The organism is Alkalihalobacillus sp. NPDC127517 (assembly GCF_050276055.1).
In the GTDB taxonomy this organism is placed as follows: domain Bacteria; phylum Bacillota; class Bacilli; order Bacillales; family Bacillaceae_D; genus Alkalicoccobacillus.
Map to the genome: position 1 here is coordinate 1 of NZ_JBNNQX010000030.1, position 16,958 is coordinate 16,958.

At 41.4% G+C, this 16,958-nt stretch carries 16 protein-coding genes; 14 read left to right on the forward strand and 2 right to left on the reverse strand.

The genetic code is table 11. The features are described from left to right. Positions 1-112 precede the first annotated feature (112 nt). Positions 113-250 (reverse strand): YqzM family protein, encoded by a 138-nt coding sequence (locus tag ACQKKO_RS21205; RefSeq protein WP_203086423.1) that lies wholly within the window; start codon positions 248-250, stop codon positions 113-115. 310 nt (positions 251-560) lie between these two features. Here ACQKKO_RS21205 and holA point away from each other — a divergent pair, with 310 nt between their 5' ends. Then, a complete protein-coding gene (holA, locus tag ACQKKO_RS21210; protein ID WP_498650657.1) occupies positions 561-1,601 on the forward strand; it encodes a DNA polymerase III subunit delta in 1,041 nt (346 codons plus the stop codon). A gap of 31 nt (positions 1,602-1,632) precedes the next feature. On the opposite strand, the gene rpsT is transcribed toward holA, so the two are convergent. Continuing rightward, complete coding sequence (rpsT, locus tag ACQKKO_RS21215; protein ID WP_143848674.1) at positions 1,633-1,899, reverse strand: 30S ribosomal protein S20; 267 nt, start codon at positions 1,897-1,899, stop codon at positions 1,633-1,635. Positions 1,900-2,136: 237 nt separating this feature from the next. Between rpsT and gpr the strand changes: the two genes are divergently transcribed. The 13 genes from gpr (at position 2,137) to deoC (ending at position 16,756) form a co-directional block, all read left to right on the forward strand. Further along, the gene (gpr, locus tag ACQKKO_RS21220; protein WP_498650659.1) at positions 2,137-3,240 is read left to right on the forward strand and encodes a GPR endopeptidase; all 1,104 of its coding nucleotides are present in this window, start codon (positions 2,137-2,139) and stop codon (positions 3,238-3,240) included. Between the two features lie 107 nt (positions 3,241-3,347). Further along, on the forward strand, positions 3,348-4,526 hold the full coding sequence (spoIIP, locus tag ACQKKO_RS21225; protein WP_498650661.1) for a stage II sporulation protein P: 1,179 nt from the start codon (positions 3,348-3,350) through the stop codon (positions 4,524-4,526). A 2-nt stretch (positions 4,527-4,528) separates the two neighbouring features. Further along, complete coding sequence (locus ACQKKO_RS21230; protein ID WP_498650663.1) at positions 4,529-4,879, forward strand: hypothetical protein; 351 nt, start codon at positions 4,529-4,531, stop codon at positions 4,877-4,879. Between the two features lie 108 nt (positions 4,880-4,987). Next, complete coding sequence (gene lepA / locus ACQKKO_RS21235) at positions 4,988-6,808, forward strand: translation elongation factor 4 (protein ID WP_498650665.1); 1,821 nt, start codon at positions 4,988-4,990, stop codon at positions 6,806-6,808. Positions 6,809-6,867: 59 nt separating this feature from the next. Beyond that, the gene (gene hemW / locus ACQKKO_RS21240) at positions 6,868-8,028 is read left to right on the forward strand and encodes a radical SAM family heme chaperone HemW (protein WP_498650667.1); all 1,161 of its coding nucleotides are present in this window, start codon (positions 6,868-6,870) and stop codon (positions 8,026-8,028) included. A 111-nt stretch (positions 8,029-8,139) separates the two neighbouring features. Beyond that, positions 8,140-9,165 (forward strand): heat-inducible transcriptional repressor HrcA, encoded by a 1,026-nt coding sequence (hrcA, locus tag ACQKKO_RS21245; protein ID WP_498650669.1) that lies wholly within the window; start codon positions 8,140-8,142, stop codon positions 9,163-9,165. 88 nt (positions 9,166-9,253) lie between these two features. Continuing rightward, positions 9,254-9,835, forward strand: a complete 582-nt coding sequence (gene grpE, locus ACQKKO_RS21250) for a nucleotide exchange factor GrpE (RefSeq protein ID WP_498650671.1) — start codon at positions 9,254-9,256, stop codon at positions 9,833-9,835. Between the two features lie 37 nt (positions 9,836-9,872). Next, on the forward strand, positions 9,873-11,714 hold the full coding sequence (dnaK, locus tag ACQKKO_RS21255) for a molecular chaperone DnaK (protein WP_498650674.1): 1,842 nt from the start codon (positions 9,873-9,875) through the stop codon (positions 11,712-11,714). A gap of 142 nt (positions 11,715-11,856) precedes the next feature. Then, positions 11,857-12,972 (forward strand): molecular chaperone DnaJ, encoded by a 1,116-nt coding sequence (gene dnaJ / locus ACQKKO_RS21260; RefSeq protein ID WP_498650675.1) that lies wholly within the window; start codon positions 11,857-11,859, stop codon positions 12,970-12,972. 35 nt (positions 12,973-13,007) lie between these two features. Beyond that, positions 13,008-13,958: a 50S ribosomal protein L11 methyltransferase gene (gene prmA / locus ACQKKO_RS21265; RefSeq protein WP_498650678.1), complete on the forward strand. Its 951-nt coding sequence runs from the start codon at positions 13,008-13,010 to the stop codon at positions 13,956-13,958. Then, the gene (locus ACQKKO_RS21270) at positions 13,958-14,710 is read left to right on the forward strand and encodes a 16S rRNA (uracil(1498)-N(3))-methyltransferase (RefSeq protein WP_498650680.1); all 753 of its coding nucleotides are present in this window, start codon (positions 13,958-13,960) and stop codon (positions 14,708-14,710) included. The genes prmA and ACQKKO_RS21270 overlap by 1 nt, the downstream gene beginning before the upstream one ends. Positions 14,711-14,714: 4 nt before the next feature. Then, a complete protein-coding gene (gene mtaB / locus ACQKKO_RS21275) occupies positions 14,715-16,061 on the forward strand; it encodes a tRNA (N(6)-L-threonylcarbamoyladenosine(37)-C(2))-methylthiotransferase MtaB (RefSeq protein ID WP_498650681.1) in 1,347 nt (448 codons plus the stop codon). A 17-nt stretch (positions 16,062-16,078) separates the two neighbouring features. Then, positions 16,079-16,756, forward strand: a complete 678-nt coding sequence (gene deoC, locus ACQKKO_RS21280; RefSeq protein WP_498650683.1) for a deoxyribose-phosphate aldolase — start codon at positions 16,079-16,081, stop codon at positions 16,754-16,756. Positions 16,757-16,958 lie beyond the last annotated feature (202 nt).

Genomic DNA, 16,958 nt, shown 5'->3' on the forward strand with positions numbered 1-16,958 from the left:
GCGTACGCAAGATATTGAACCGCCGTATACGGAACCGTACGTACGGTGGTGTGAGAGGTCGGATAATCAATTAATGATTATCCTCCTACTCGATTGAACGTTAGGTCTTCGTTTAGAACTGACTAAACACATCAACAAGTGACGCAATAATAAAGAGGGTGGCAAAGAAACCAAAGGATGCGACAAACCCAATACCAGAGTCGATGGCATCATTCCGTTTGCTTTGAACGTCTTCTTCAAACTTATTCATCATAATCCTCCTCTCTTTTCACATTTAAGTATAAGCGAAAGCGCTCTATTTTACTATGCTTGTTTCATCAAATGGTCTTTTTATAACTGGATTGGTTGCGCTGTTAAGAGTTGTCACCTATAATGCCCGAATGCATAGGATATCTTATAAAGAGACCGGTCTTCAAATACGTAAGGAAATAAACCACCCGGGATTTATTTCCTAGCGTTTATTATAAATGGAGGTGCCTATTTGGTTACCTCCTCTTTATCTTTTGTACGACTTTTAGTACACTACATCTATCGAAGCTTTGGAGGGAACGGGATAGTAGATGGAGTACATAAAGCAACTTAAACATATTCGAAATGGACAGATCAGTCCTGTTTATTTTATACACGGGACACAGGCTTTTATCATTGAGGAAATGGTTCAAGAGATTATTTCGAATGCGTTAAGTAAAGAAGATCAGGAAATGAATGTGCAACGATTCCGATTAGCGGACACGCCATTACAATTTATTATAGAAGAAGCGGAGACCTTGCCGTTTTTTGCTTCGAAAAAGGTAGTTATCGTATACGATTTCTATTTGGCAACCAGTCAGAAAAACGATTCGGCTATCGAACATCAGGTTGAAACACTAGAGCCTTATTTAAAACAACCTCTTACAGAAACCATCTTACTTCTTATTGCTCCTTATGAAAAATTAGATGAACGTAAAAAAGTAACAAAGCAACTCAAATCCAACGCGACGGTTGTTCAAGCATCTGAGTTATCGGATCATGAAACGATAAAGTGGATTCAGGAGCAAGCGGATGAACTGGGCATCGATGTGCCGGACCCTGTAAAAAGACGACTCATTGATTTAGCAGGAACAAATTTATTACAGCTTCGGTCAGAATTAGTGAAGTGTCAGCTTTATTCAGGAGTTGGTGGAGAAGTTACGATGGAGGCTGTGGATCAACTAGTGGCTAAAACACTTGAGCAGTCGATCTTTGATCTAATTGAATGGTCAATGAAAGGTGATATTACATCTGCAATTGGGTCATATAAAGAGATGGTTCGACGAAAAGAAGAGCCATTAATGATTCTTGCCATGCTCGTTAGACAGCTTCGCATTTACCTACATGTTAAGGAATTAAAGCAGCGGTCTTATTCGGAAAAACAAATGGCAGGCATGTTGAAATTACATCCATACGTTGTTAAGTTAGCGGCTAGGATGGTAGCAGGATTTGAAGAGAAAAAATTAAAGTCTAGTATCATTGCTGCGGCGGATACAGATTACGCAATTAAAACGGGGAAACAGAATAAGGAACTTGCTGTTGAACTATTTATTATTAAGCTAGGCTCGCTTTCAATTAAGTCATATGCATAAAAAAAACGACTCATACGAGTCGTTTTTTTTATTATGCTGAAAGTCCGTTAAGCTGTTTAGCTAGACGAGACTTAGTACGTGCAGCGTTGTTTTTATGGATAAGGCCTTTACTTGAAGCTTTATCAATCTTTTTAGTCGCTTCAGCGAAAGCTACTTGAGCTCCTTCTGTTTCACCAGCTTCAACTTTCTTTTCGAAGTTTTTGATGGCAGTACGTAGAGCTGACTTATATGCAACGTTTTGAGCACGGCGCTTGTCATTTGTTTTCACACGTTTGATTGCGGATTTAATATTTGCCATTTGTTTCACCTCCTGAGCAAACAGCCCATTCTCAATTTGTAACTAGTTTGTTCAAAGAAGATTGTCCTTTTACATACCGTTAATAGCAATTGAAATGCTGTTTAGAATCACATGTATAACAACAAGCATTTTATCAAAATCGCTTACTAAAAGCAATAGCTCGATTTGGATTAGTTATGCATGAAAAAATAAACTGAGAGGAACGATAAGAAAATCACTGGGATCAGGAGGGTAATAATGAACAAACACTTGGAAATGGAATCATTTGAAATCCGTACAGATTTAGCGATTGAAGCGAATGAATTATACAAGGAAAAACAACAAACGTCGAAGCCTTCCTCGGGAGTAGAGGTCACTTCAGATGAAGTTGAGGGCATTATTGTGACACGGGTTAAAATAGATGCGGAAGCCGCCCCTAAACTAGGAAAAAAAGCGGGTCATTATTTAACCTTTGAGTCTCAAGGGATTCGGGCGAAGGATACAGATCTACAAGCGACACTTGAGAAAGTATTTGCCTCGTCATTTAATGCATTCTTAAGGGAAACAGGTGTTGGAGATACGGATTCTTGTTTAGTGATTGGCCTTGGTAACTGGAATGTGACGCCAGATGCACTTGGGCCAATTGCTGTAGAAGAAATTTTGGTTACGCGTCATCTGTTTGAACTGGCACCTGAAGAGGTACAAGATGGATTTCGCTCAGTGAGTGCATTAACACCTGGTGTCATGGGGTTAACGGGCATTGAAACGAGTGATATTTTATTTGGAGTCATTGATAAAGTGAAACCAGACTTTTTAATCGTCATCGATGCACTCGCTTCAAGATCGGTTGAACGAGTGAATACAACCATTCAAATTACAGATACCGGGATTCATCCGGGGAGTGGGGTAGGAAATAAAAGAAAAGAAATTAGTAAGGATACGTTAGGAATACCAGTCATTGCAATAGGGATTCCAACTGTAGTGGATGCGGTAACGATTACAAGTGATACGATTGATTATGTGCTAAAACACTTTGGTCGAGAAATGAGAACGGGCAAAGCTCCCTCAAGGTCATTAGTGCCTGCAGGAATGAGCTTCGGTGAAAAAAGAAAGCTGACAGAGGAAGACTTACCTGATGAGAAAAAGCGTGAGACAGTCCTCGGTATTGTCGGCAATTTGCCAGAGCATGAAAAACGTCAGCTAATCTCAGAGGTTCTCTCACCGCTTGGTCATAATTTAATGGTCACTCCAAAAGAGATTGATGTGTTTATTGAAGATATGGCTCATGTTATAGCGGGCGGCTTAAATGCAGCTCTCCATCATCAAGTAGATCAAGAAAACATCGGGGCGTATACGCGCTAATTCTGAAACTGTTCTTTGTCATCCGACAAGGAGCAGTTTTTTTGGTCTAGATGCTCCTCTACCTGCATAGGATGGCAGTAGTTGGTATTGGATGTAGGAGTGATCAAATGAAACGAGCGGGATATCGAGGCATTACGATCAAAGTGAATCGGACAAGCATAAAGCAACTAATTATTGCATGTGTACTTGGTGTCATTAGTTTGTTTATCCTAATTAGTCTTTTAACGTCAATTGGACAAGCGCGTGGCGTCACTTCAGATAACATACATGAATGGTCAGTAGGACTTGTGGGAGAACAGCTGCTACAAGTGATGGGGATGGAGAATAGTCACTTTGCGGACATGCTGCCTGAAGGAGAGAAGCATATGCAACTCGCTCCTTTAGCCTTTCACGTAATGACCAGTTTAAATCCTGAGGATCCACGAAGTTTTTTAGGGAGAGAACTTCCGGGATTCACTGTCTTTGATTCGCAGATCTATATAGCTGGTGAGGGGACGGATTATACAACGTTGTCTCATGAATCAAGTCCTCCCATTGATGTGCAGCTTGCCGAACGAGATGCGAAAGAAGAAAGTTTGGAGAAAGTCATTCAGCTTGAGAAAGAAGCAGAGGAAGCAAAGCGAAAGCAAACGGAATCGGAGCAAACAACAGGGGATAAGAATGTAGTCTACCTTATTAACACACATGACACAGAGTCGTTTTTACCGGAATTAACTTCAAAAGAGGCGTTTAATAAAAAAGTAAATATCACTCAGACGAATGAAAAGCTTAAACAGGAGCTTGAAAAACATGGAATTGGTACGGTGAAGGAAAAACGAAGTGTTCAAGAAAGTTTGCATCAAAAAGGTTGGAACTATAATCGTTCGTATGAGGCTGCACGAATCTTTTTAGAAGAAGCGGTAGCAGGCCCAGAGGAATTTGAGTTATTTTTTGATTTGCATCGTGATTCTGTAGGGAGAGACAAAACAACCGCAATGATTAATGGTGTAGAGTACGCAAGAGTTGTGTTAGTAGTTGGGGGTAATAATCCAGATGCTGAATTAAATACAAGGATGGCTGAAGAGCTAAATTCATTACTTGAGAAAAAGTATCCAGGATTATCTCGTGGTGTCCTGTACAAAGAAGGAGCAAGAACAAACGGAGTATTTAATCAGGATTTATCTCCTAACATGATGTTAGTTGAGGTTGGTGGAGTTGAAAATACGCTCGAGGAAACATATCATTCAGCAGAAGCGTTAGCGGATGTCATATCTGAGTATTATTGGAATCAACAAAAGGAGGAGTAGCCATGATGAAGAAACTGTTTATTTACGGAGGGATCATATGTATTGCGATGCTACTAGGTGCAATGGGAGGCATTCAATATGTAAATGAACAGCTAGGGCTATCTTCTCCAAAACCACTTGAGGTTCAAGAGGTGAAGCCGTCGGATCAGGTGGTTAACCAAAAAGTGGTCGCATCTGTTGATCTAGTCCAAAAATCAGAAGCGACAAACACTGAGACTCCTCAGAACTTTTTCTCGGAATCAGCCATGGCTGGAGCGAACAGTCTTGAGAACTTAACGAGAAAAGGATTATCGAGTTTAGTGGGGGCGATTGAAGGATTAAATGGACGATCGCTTGAAAGTGAGCCTGAGTGATAAGCAGTCCGTTGAAAAACATTTTACACTCTGTATTGAACGTCTACCTACAGCTTGCTATAATAGAGGATAGTGTATTTGTACGTAAGCTGTAGGAGTGATTGTAGAATGAATAATGAAGAACGTATTGAAAGGCGAGAGAGGATTCGTAACTTCTCGATTATCGCCCATATTGACCATGGAAAGTCTACGCTTGCTGACCGGATTTTAGAATTAACTGGAGCGCTAACACATCGTGAAATGAAGGAACAGACGCTTGATGCGATGGATTTAGAGCGTGAGCGAGGCATTACCATTAAGCTGAACGCGGTTCAATTAACATATAAAGCGAAGGATGGCGTAGAGTACATCTTTCACTTGATTGATACACCGGGACATGTCGATTTTACGTACGAAGTTTCTCGTAGTCTGGCTGCCTGTGAGGGGGCTCTACTAATTGTAGATGCTGCGCAAGGGATTGAAGCACAAACGCTTGCCAATGTGTATCTTGCCCTTGATAACGACCTTGAGATTCTGCCTGTTATTAATAAGATTGATTTACCGAGTGCAGAGCCAGACCGTGTGAAGCAGGAAGTTGAAGACGTGATTGGCCTTGATACGTCTGAGGCTGTACATGCATCGGCGAAAAATGGAATAGGAATTGAAGAAATTCTTGAGCAGGTTGTTGAAAAAGTACCTGCGCCTACAGGAGATCCGGGTGCCCCATTCAAAGCGTTAATCTTTGATTCGTTATATGATGCGTACCGTGGGGTTATTGCTTACATTCGTGTGGTAGAAGGTACAATCAAACCAGGTGACCGCATTCGTATGATGGCGACTGGAAAAGATTTTGAAGTAAGTGAAATTGGTGTATTTACTCCTAAAGCAACAAAGAAGGATGAGCTAACGGTTGGTGACGTAGGATTCCTTACAGCCGCCATTAAAAATGTTGGTGATACGCGTGTAGGGGATACCATTACAAGTGCTGATAATCCGACAGATGAACCACTTCCTGGCTACCGCAAAATGAATCCTATGGTATATTGCGGATTATATCCGGTTGATACTGGCGAATACAATGATTTACGCGAAGCATTGGAACGCCTTGAATTAAATGATGCCTCTCTTCAATATGAGCCTGAGACTTCTCAAGCGTTAGGATTTGGATTCCGTTGTGGATTCTTAGGTCTACTGCATATGGAGATTATTCAAGAGCGTATCGAACGTGAATTTGGGATTACTCTAATTACAACAGCTCCAAGTGTTATCTACACGGTATCACTGACAAATGGGGAGTCTGTACGAATTGATAACCCTTCAAACATGCCGGATGCTCAAAAAATCGAACAGGTAGAAGAGCCATACGTTCGTGCAAGTGTGATGGTTCCAAATGATTACGTTGGATCAGTGATGGAGCTCTGCCAAAAGAAACGTGGCATTTTTATTGATATGCAGTATTTAGATGCAAACCGCGTTCAAATCGTATACGAGATTCCATTGTCTGAGATTGTGTATGATTTCTTTGATCAATTAAAATCAAACACTAAAGGATATGCATCGTTTGATTACGAGCTTATTGGCTATAAGGCTTCAAAACTTGTGAAAATGGATATTCTTCTTAATGGAGAAACAGTTGATGCATTATCGATCATTGTTCACCGCGATTCTGCGTATGAACGTGGAAAGATCATTGTAGAGAAGCTGAAGGAACTGATTCCGAGGCAACAATTTGAAGTCCCTATTCAAGCAAGTATTGGCCAAAAAATCATTGCTCGCTCAACGATCAAAGCGATGCGTAAAAACGTACTCGCAAAATGTTATGGCGGAGATATTTCACGTAAGCGTAAGCTACTAGAGAAACAAAAAGAAGGTAAGAAACGAATGAAATCTGTTGGTAACGTTGAAGTGCCTCAAGAGGCATTTATGGCTGTCCTGCGGATGGATGAATAAATGGATGGAGGCTGGCTTTTGCCGGCTTTTTACCATGTTTAAAGGGGTGTTACGAAGTTATGAGTCAAGAAGCCATCTATGTCCACATTCCTTTTTGCGAACATATTTGTCATTACTGTGATTTTAATAAAGTCTTTTTGAAAAATCAGCCTGTTCAAACGTACCTAGAGGCTCTTTTAGATGAAATGAAAAAGGCTCAGCGGGAACACCAAGTAGACACTATACGAACGATCTACATTGGTGGAGGTACACCAACCGCACTGACTGCCGAACAACTTTCTTTTCTCGTGAAAGGGATGAAAGACATCTTTCCTCTTGAACATGTAGAAGAGTGGACGGTGGAAGTGAATCCTGATAGTGCAGAAAAGGAAAAGCTGCAAGCTCTGTTTAAAGAGGGTGTGAACCGATTAAGCATAGGTGTTCAAACATTTGATCCGCATTTACTTGAAGCGATTGGACGGACGCATCGAGCTGACAGTGTATACGAAGCTGTACAGACAGCTCGGGAGGTTGGATTCGAAAACCTATCGATTGACTTGATGTTTGGACTTCCACATCAAACGCCTGAATCATTTAGAGAAACCTTACAGCAAGCAACAACGCTTGATGTTGAGCACATCTCTGCATATTCTTTAAAAATAGAAGAAAAAACGGTGTTCTTTAATCGTCAGCGAAAAGGCTCGCTTCATCTGCCACCGGAGGAGCATGAGGTCGAAATGTATCACGACCTTCGTGCGATAACACGTGCGGCCGGATATACCCATTATGAAATTAGTAACTTCTCAAAACCAGCACATGAGAGTAAACATAATCTCGTTTATTGGGACAATTCTTCTTATTTTGGTTTTGGAGCAGGTGCGTCTGGTTATATAGAAGGTGTGAGATATCAAAACATTGGTCCTGTGAACCAATACATTGATGCAGTAGAAGCAGACAAACTCCCTCGGTTAAATACTCACCATGTAACAAAGGTAGAGCAGCTTGAGGAAGCCATGTTTTTAGGCTTACGTAAACGAGATGGCGTTCATCCTGAGACATTTTATGCTCAATATGGCTTGCGATTTGAAGAAGTATACGAGAAGCAAATTGCAGAGAATCTCCAAAGAGGTCTTCTGGAATACAAAGAAGGTGCGCTCCGATTATCGGATGAAGGACTCCTTTTGGGGAACGAAGTATTCGAGTCGTTTTTAGCTGTGTTGGATGAGGAAAATTTAGTTTAGAGCTCAAGTTTTTTTCTCGAAGCATTCATATTGACAAACTCTGACCTATTTGATAACTTATCAATAGAATTAGCACTCGTAATTAGAGAGTGCTAACAGGGGTGATTCGGGATGCTGACAGAAAGACAATTGTCCATTTTGAGTGCGATAGTTGATGAATATATTCGTTCTGCGGAGCCAGTTGGTTCACGTAGCATCTCAAAGCGTCATGATATTTCGTTTAGTCCTGCTACGATCAGGAATGATATGTCTGATTTAGAAGAGCTTGGTTTTCTTGAAAAGCCACATAGCTCAGCCGGGCGAATTCCTTCACAGAAGGGGTATCGTTTTTATGTAGATCACTTGTTAATGCCTCACCGGCTAACAGTGAAAGAAAAAGAAAGTATTCATACAGTCTTCTCATCTCAAGCTCAAGAGCTTGAAGAGATGTTTAGGCAGTCTGCGCGTATTCTTTCAGAAATGACTAGTTATATTTCAATTGTACTTGGGCCAGAAATGGAAGATGCAAGGTTGCGAAATGTACAAATTGTTCCATTGTCTTCTGAAAAAGCGATTTTGATTCTCGTTAGTACGACAGGTCATGTTGAGAATCAAATGCTTCATCTATCTGAAAGAATTGATCCATCAGATTTGGAGCGTTTAGTAAACATCATGAACCAACGATTAATGGGTATCCCGCTTTACAAGCTACAGTCTGCCATTCAAACTGAAATGGCTCAAGTGATGCGCGAGCACGTAAAAGCTTACGATTCATTACTTGAGAGCTTGCAGCTTTCCCTTTCTATGGAGCGCCCACATAAAGTGTTTTATAGTGGGAAAACAAACATTTTAAATCAGCCTGAGTTTAGGGATGTAGATAAAGTGCGCTTGCTTTTTAATTTCTTAGAGGAAGATCAAAGCATGCATCAGCTCCTACGAACGCAGAATACTGGACTACAAGTGAAGATTGGTCACGAAAATCAGCTTGAAGCATTTGATGACTGCAGTATGATTACGGCTGATTACTCAATTGGTAACCAACATGTAGGAACGATTGGGATTATCGGTCCGACTCGAATGGAATATCATCGGGCCATCAAAGTCGTGGACTACCTTTCAAAAGATTTAACAAGGTTATTGACAAAGCTGTATCAATAACACACGAATTGGTAATAGTGACTAGAGCGTACTTTTATTCGTTCTAGTCATCAATACATAGTTAATGGGTTATGGAGGTGAATGTTACGTGAGTAAAGAAAACAAACAACAACATGAGCAAGAACAAGAAGAAGCTGAACAAAAAGAGCAAGATCAGGAGCAAGAAATGGCTGATGTAATGGAAGGGCATGTGATTGAAGAGCAGGAAGAGGCAGACGAAGAATCTGCAGAAGCAGCTTATCAAGCACAAATTGCTGACCTAAACAACCGTTTATTGCGTGTTCAAGCTGATTATGATAACTTCCGTAGACGTTCTCGTGAGGAGAAGGAAGCGGCTGCTAAATATAGAGCGCAGGGCTTTATCGAGGAATTGCTTCCTGCTTTAGATAACTTCGAGCGTGCTCTTTCGGTTAAACCAGAGGGTGAGGAAGCAAAATCACTAGCTCAAGGGTTGAACATGGTTTACGGCCAGCTTCAAGAAGCGCTGAAAAAAGAAGGCGTAACAGCCATCGAAACAGTAGGCCAAGTATTTGATCCTCATCTACATCAAGCAGTGATGCAAGTAGAAGAGGAAGGCTTTGATTCAAATCAGGTAGTTGAAGAGCTCCAAAAAGGCTATAAGTTAAAGGATCGTGTATTACGTCCTTCAATGGTAAAAGTAAACGCCTAACACTAAAAAAATGAACAAATCAGGAGGAAGATCCGATATGAGTAAGATTATTGGAATTGACTTAGGAACAACGAATTCATGTGTTGCAGTAATGGAAGGTGGGGAAGCAACAGTTATCCCTAACCCGGAAGGTAACCGTACAACGCCATCTGTTATCGCTTTTAAAGATGGTGAGCGTCTAGTAGGAGAAGTTGCCAAGCGTCAAGCGGTAACGAACCCTAACACAGTGATCTCTATCAAGCGTCACATGGGAACAGACTATAAAGAAACAATTGAAGGAACTGAGTTCACACCTCAAGAGCTTTCAGCGATTATCCTTCAAAAGCTTAAATCAGATGCTGAAGCGTACTTAGGTGAGACAGTAACAAACGCTGTAATCACAGTGCCTGCATACTTCAATGACTCTCAACGTCAAGCTACGAAGGATGCTGGTAAAATTGCTGGTCTTCAAGTAGATCGTATCGTCAACGAGCCGACAGCTGCTGCACTTGCTTATGGGCTTGAAAAAGAAGAAGATCAAACGATCCTTGTTTATGACTTAGGTGGTGGTACGTTTGACGTATCTATTCTTGAACTAGGTGATGGATTCTTCGAAGTTAAAGCTACATCTGGTGACAACAAGCTTGGTGGAGATGACTTTGATGAAGTGATTATTAACTACCTTGTAGAACAATTCAAAAAAGACAACGGCATTGACCTGTCACAAGATAAGATGGCGATGCAACGTCTGAAAGATGCTGCTGAAAAAGCGAAAAAGGATCTTTCTGGTGTTACACAAACTCAAATTTCACTTCCGTTTATCACAGCTGATTCCACAGGTCCTAAGCACCTTGAAATCTCACTAAGCCGTGCTAAATTCGAAGAGATCTCTGCTGATCTTGTAGAACGTACACTTGCACCAACACGCCGTGCGATGCAAGATGCAGGACTTTCTGCAAGTGAAATTGATAAAATTGTTCTAGTTGGTGGATCGACTCGTATTCCAGCTGTACAAGAAGCAATCAAACAGCTTACTGGTAAAGACCCTCATAAAGGTGTAAACCCGGATGAAGTAGTAGCTCTTGGAGCAGCGATCCAAGCTGGTGTCCTAACAGGAGACGTTAAAGATGTTGTTCTTCTTGACGTAACACCACTATCTCTTGGTATTGAAACGATGGGCGGAGTGTTCACAAAGTTAATTGACCGTAACACAACGATCCCTACATCAAAATCTCAAGTATTCTCAACAGCAGCTGACAATCAGCCATCTGTTGACATCCATGTCCTGCAAGGTGAGCGTGAAATGGCTGCTCATAACAAAACATTAGGTCGCTTCCAATTAGCGGACATTCCACCAGCACCACGTGGTGTTCCACAAATTGAAGTTGCTTTTGACATTGATGCCAATGGTATCGTAAATGTAAAAGCAAAAGATCTAGGAACAAACAAAGAGCAATCTATTACAATCACATCTTCTTCAGGTTTATCAGATGAAGAAGTAGAACAAATGGTTAAAGACGCTGAAGCAAATGCTGAAGAAGACAAAAAACGTCGTGAAGAAGTAGAACTTCGTAACGAAGCAGATCAGCTTGTATTCTCTACAGACAAAACGCTTAAAGACCTAGGCGATAATGTTGAACAAGAAGAGAAGGAAAAAGCAGAAGCTGCAAAAGATAAGCTAAAAGCGGCAATCGAAGCAGATAATCTTGAAGAGATCCGCACAGCGAAAGACGAGCTTCAAGAAATTGTTATGGCTCTAACAACAAAAATGTATGAGCAAGCGGCTCAAGCAGCACAAGCTGGACAAGAAGGCGGAGCTGAAAATGCCCAAGACGATTCAGTTGTTGATGCTGAGTACGAAGAAGTTCAAGACGAAGATCAAGACAAAAAAGATAAGTAAGTAATGTGGAAAAGTCAAAGTCAGCATGTATGGCTTTGGCTTTTTCTTTGACTAGAGCGCATCTTGCGCCTTATTGCATAGAAATGGTATGATGAACGTTATGAGTAATTAGCGTATTTTTAATTGGTTGGGAGTGGATGACGTGAGTAAACGAGATTACTATGAAGTACTTGGAGTAGATAAAAATGCTTCTGTTGATGAGGTTAAAAAAGCTTATAGAAAGCTAGCACGTACCTATCATCCAGACGTGAATAAAGCTGACGATGCTGAAGCGAAATTCAAAGAAGTAAAAGAAGCCTATGATGTATTAAGTGATCCACAACAGAAATCTCAATATGATCAATTTGGACATACAGATCCGAACCAAGGTTTTGGTGGTGGAGCTGGTGGAGACTTCGGTGGATTTAACGATATCTTTGATATGTTCTTTGGTGGCGGCGGTGGTAGACGTAATCCAAACGGTCCTCGTCAAGGTGCAGACCTTCAATACACAATGACATTAGAATTCAAAGAAGCTGTCTTTGGAAAAGATACAGAAATTGAAATTCCGCGAGAAGAAAACTGTAATACATGTTCTGGTTCAGGGGCGAAGCCTGGAACGAAGCCGGAAACTTGTTCACATTGTGGTGGATCCGGTCAACTAAATGTAGAACAAAACACACCATTTGGGCGTGTAGTAAATCGCAGAGTGTGTAACCACTGTGAAGGTACAGGGAAAACAATTAAAGACAAGTGTTCTACTTGTGGCGGTAAAGGAAAAGTGCGCAAGCGTAAGAAGATCAATGTGAAGGTTCCAGCGGGAATTGATCATGGTCAACAGATGCGTGTATCTGGCCAAGGTGAACCTGGTGCAAACGGTGGTCCAGCTGGAGACCTGTACGTCGTATTTAACGTGAAGCCACATGAATTTTTCGAGCGTGATGGTGAAGACATCCATTGTGAAATGCCTTTAACATTTACGCAGGTAGCTTTAGGTGATGAGATTGAAGTACCAACGCTAAACGGGAAGATCAAGCTGAAGATCCCAGCAGGTACTCAAACGGGAACAAACTTTAGACTACGTGGTAAAGGCGTACCAAATGTTCATGGGCGTGGTCAAGGGGATCAACATGTAATTGTCCGCGTAGTAACTCCGAAAAACCTAAGTGAGAAAGAGAAAGATATCATGAGAGAGTTTGCGGAAACAAACGGCAGTCATACAATTGAAGAACAGGATTCTTTCTTCTCAAAGGTGAAACGAGCATTTAAAGGCGATTAATTTTGTACGAAACGAATTATGGGAGTGATTTAAGCTTGAAGTGGGCAGAGTTCAGTATTCATACAACACAAGCAGCAGTAGAACCGGTATGCCACATCCTTCACCAATCTGGTGCAAGTGGTGTTGTTATTGAGGATCCGAGTGATTTAGTGAAAGATTGGGATTTAGAGTACGGGAAGGTGTACGAACTTTCACCAGATGATTATCCTGAAGAAGGTGTAATCGTTAAAGCCTATTTCCCTGTGAATAGCTTTCTTAATGAAACAATCGAAGAGACAAAAGGTGAGATCAATGGCCTGATTGCTCATCAGATTGATCTTGGTAAAAACAACGTTACCGTATCCGAAGTGGATGAAGAGGATTGGGCTACTGCCTGGAAAAAGTATTATCATCCCATAAAAGTTTCAAACCAGATTACAATCATCCCTACTTGGGAAGAGTATACGCCAAATGAGGGCGAAATGATCATTGAACTCGATCCTGGTATGGCGTTTGGGACGGGCACTCATCCAACAACGATCCTGTCTATTCAAGCAATCGAAAAAACAATCACTGCTGGAGACCGTGTCTTAGATGTAGGCACGGGTTCTGGTGTGCTTGCGATTGCTGCTGCAAAGCTTGCAGCTGAAAAAGTAGATGCATTTGATTTAGATGATGTAGCAGTCACGAGCGCGATTGGTAATGTTGAATTAAATCAAGCGACGGAAATCATTGATGTGAAGCAAAATGACTTAGTAAAAGGTGTCGAGCCCAAGTCATATGATTTAGTCGTTGCAAACATTTTAGCTGAGATTATTACGTCCTTTACAGATGATGTATATTCAGTTCTACGTCCGGGCGGTACCTATGTGACTTCAGGTATTATTCAACGTAAAAAGCAGGATGTAAAAGATGCACTAACAGCATCTGGATTCTTGATTACAGAAATAACTGAGATGGAAGATTGGGTAGCGATGACTGCCATTAAACCAAAGGACTCTATGTAATGCAACGATACTTTGTGGCGAATGAGCAAATGTCGGACAAGTATGTAACGATTACTCATGATGATGCTGCTCACATTACAAAGGTGATGCGGATGCAGCCTGGAAATACGGTTGTGTGTATCAATCAAGAACAAAGAGCTGTTTTATGCGAGCTCGAATCTATTACATTGAGTGAAGTAACAGCTTCAATCAAAGAAGAACTTCATACAAAGACAGAGCTTCCTATTTCAGTAACGATTGCTCAGGGTCTACCTAAAGGGGATAAGCTTGATTTCATTGTGCAAAAGGGAACGGAGCTAGGTGCAGTGGGGTTTTTGCCTTTTTCTGCAGCTCGTTCGATTGTGAAATGGGACGCGAAAAAGGGCGCAAAGAAACGGGAGCGACTGGAGAAAATTGCAAAAGAGTCAGCTGAACAATCGTATCGCTTAATCGTTCCAGCCATAGACCCTGGCTCTTCGTTTAAACAGCTGGTGGATTCAATTAACACGTTCACTGCATGCATTGTGTTGGCAGAAGAAAAGGCAAAGGCTAATGAAACCTCGGCTTTTGCAGCCAAGCTAAAAGAACTGACTCCGGGTGATTCTTTACTTATAATTGTTGGGCCAGAAGGCGGAATATCAGACGAGGAACAATTGGAATTTGAGCGTGCGGGTGCTAAAGCCTGTGGGCTAGGACCTAGAATATTACGTACGGAAACAGCGTCGCTTGCAGCGCTCGCAGCGATTTCGTACCATTTTGAATTAATGAGGTGATTGTATGGCTACGGTCGCATTTCACACTTTAGGATGTAAAGTGAACCACTATGAAACAGAAGCGATTTGGCAACTATTTAAAAGTGAGAACTACGAGAAAGTTGAATTTGAACAAGCATCAGATGTATATGTAATTAACACATGTACCGTGACGAATACAGGGGACAAAAAGAGTCGTCAGGTGATTCGACGTGCCATTCGTAAAAACCCTGACGCGGTCATATGTGTAACAGGCTGCTACGCCCAAACCTCACCAGCAGAAATTATGGCGATCCCAGGTGTAGATATTGTAGTCGGTACGCAAGATCGTACGAAAATGATTGGATATATTGAACAATTTAAACAAGAACGTACACCTATTAATGGTGTTGGCAACATTATGAAATCTCGTGTATATGAAGAGCTTGATGTTCCTGCTTTCACAGATCGTACAAGGGCCTCTTTAAAAATTCAAGAAGGCTGTAACAATTTCTGTACATTCTGTATTATTCCATGGGCGCGAGGACTGATGAGATCAAGACAGCCAGAAGATGTTATCAAACAAGCAACACAGCTTGTTGAAGCTGGTTATAAAGAAATTGTCTTAACTGGTATCCATACGGGTGGGTACGGTGAGGATCTAAAAGAGTATAGCTTAGCACGTTTATTAAAAGATTTGGAGAACGTGCAAGGTCTTAAACGAATTCGGATTTCATCCATTGAAGCGAGTCAGCTTACGGATGAAGTAATCGCTGTGATTAATGACTCCGAGAAAGTTGTACGTCATCTGCATATCCCGCTACAATCTGGCTCAGACACAGTTCTAAAGAGAATGAGACGTAAGTACACAATGAGTTTCTTTGCAGAGCGCCTAGATCGTCTAAAAGAAGCGTTACCCGGTCTTGCTGTTACGTCCGATGTGATTGTTGGATTTCCGGGTGAAACAGAGGAAGAATTCCAGGAAACATATGACTTTATCGCAAAGCATAAGTTTAGCGAGCTTCATGTGTTCCCATACTCTAAACGCACAGGAACTCCTGCTGCAAGAATGGACGAGCAAGTGGACGAGTCGATTAAAAATGAGCGTGTTCACAAACTAATCCAATTGTCGGATCAGCTTGCAAAGGAATATGCATCTACATTCCATAATGAAGTGCTAGAAATGATTCCTGAAGAAGTAGATCAGGATCATCCGGACTTCTTAGTGGGTTACACAGATAATTATCTTCGTGTACGCGTTAAGTTAAGTGAAGACTTTATTGGACAAATCGTAAAAGTTAAGCTTACCAAGCCTGGTTACCCTGTTAACAATGCTGATTTTGTTCGTGTATTGCAAGATGAAGAAGTCCATCAAACTGTAGTGAACTATTAAAACGTGGAGGTCACATTATGACGAAACAAAGCTTAGCTTCACAAATTGATCATACTGCTCTGAAGCCGGATACATCAGAAGAACAAATCCGTACTCTTTGTGAGGAAGCGAGTATCTACCAATTTGCTTCTGTTTGTGTGAACCCAACTTGGGTCCCGCTTGCCTCTGAGCTTTTAGAAGGGTCTGATGAGGTAAAGGTATGCACAGTCATTGGCTTCCCTCTTGGGGCGACTCAAACCGCCACAAAAGCATTTGAGACCACTCAAGCTATTAAAGATGGTGCGGCAGAAGTAGACATGGTTATTAATATTGCGGCGCTTAAAGCGATGGATCATACGCTTGTCGAGGAAGACATTCGTGCAGTTGTTGAGGCGGCGAAAGGTCAAGCATTAGTAAAAGTAATTATTGAGACCTGTTTGTTAACAGATGCTGAGAAAAAAGCAGCATGTGAGCTTGCGGTAAAAGCAGGTGCAGATTTTGTTAAAACCTCAACTGGGTTCTCGACGGGTGGTGCAACTGTAGCAGATATTAAATTAATGCGTGCAACGGTTGGACCAGAAGTAGGAGTAAAAGCCTCTGGCGGGGTAAGAAGCTTAGAGGACGCCGAGCAAATGATTGAGTCAGGTGCAACCCGAATTGGGGCAAGCTCTGGTGTGGCAATCATGAAAGGATTACAGGGCGAATCTGGATATTAAAAAAAGAGGCTGGGACATAACTCAAAATCAATTTGAAAAGGCGAATGATTCAGTTGCAGAATCATTCGCCTTTCGTGATTTTATTTGAACAAGCGGAGGGAGAACCTGAGACTCCCTCCGAAAAAGTTAATGTATCAATGGTTTTAAGGTTTTTAAAGAGATAAAAATATTTTTTATGAATCAATCAATATCATCATCATTC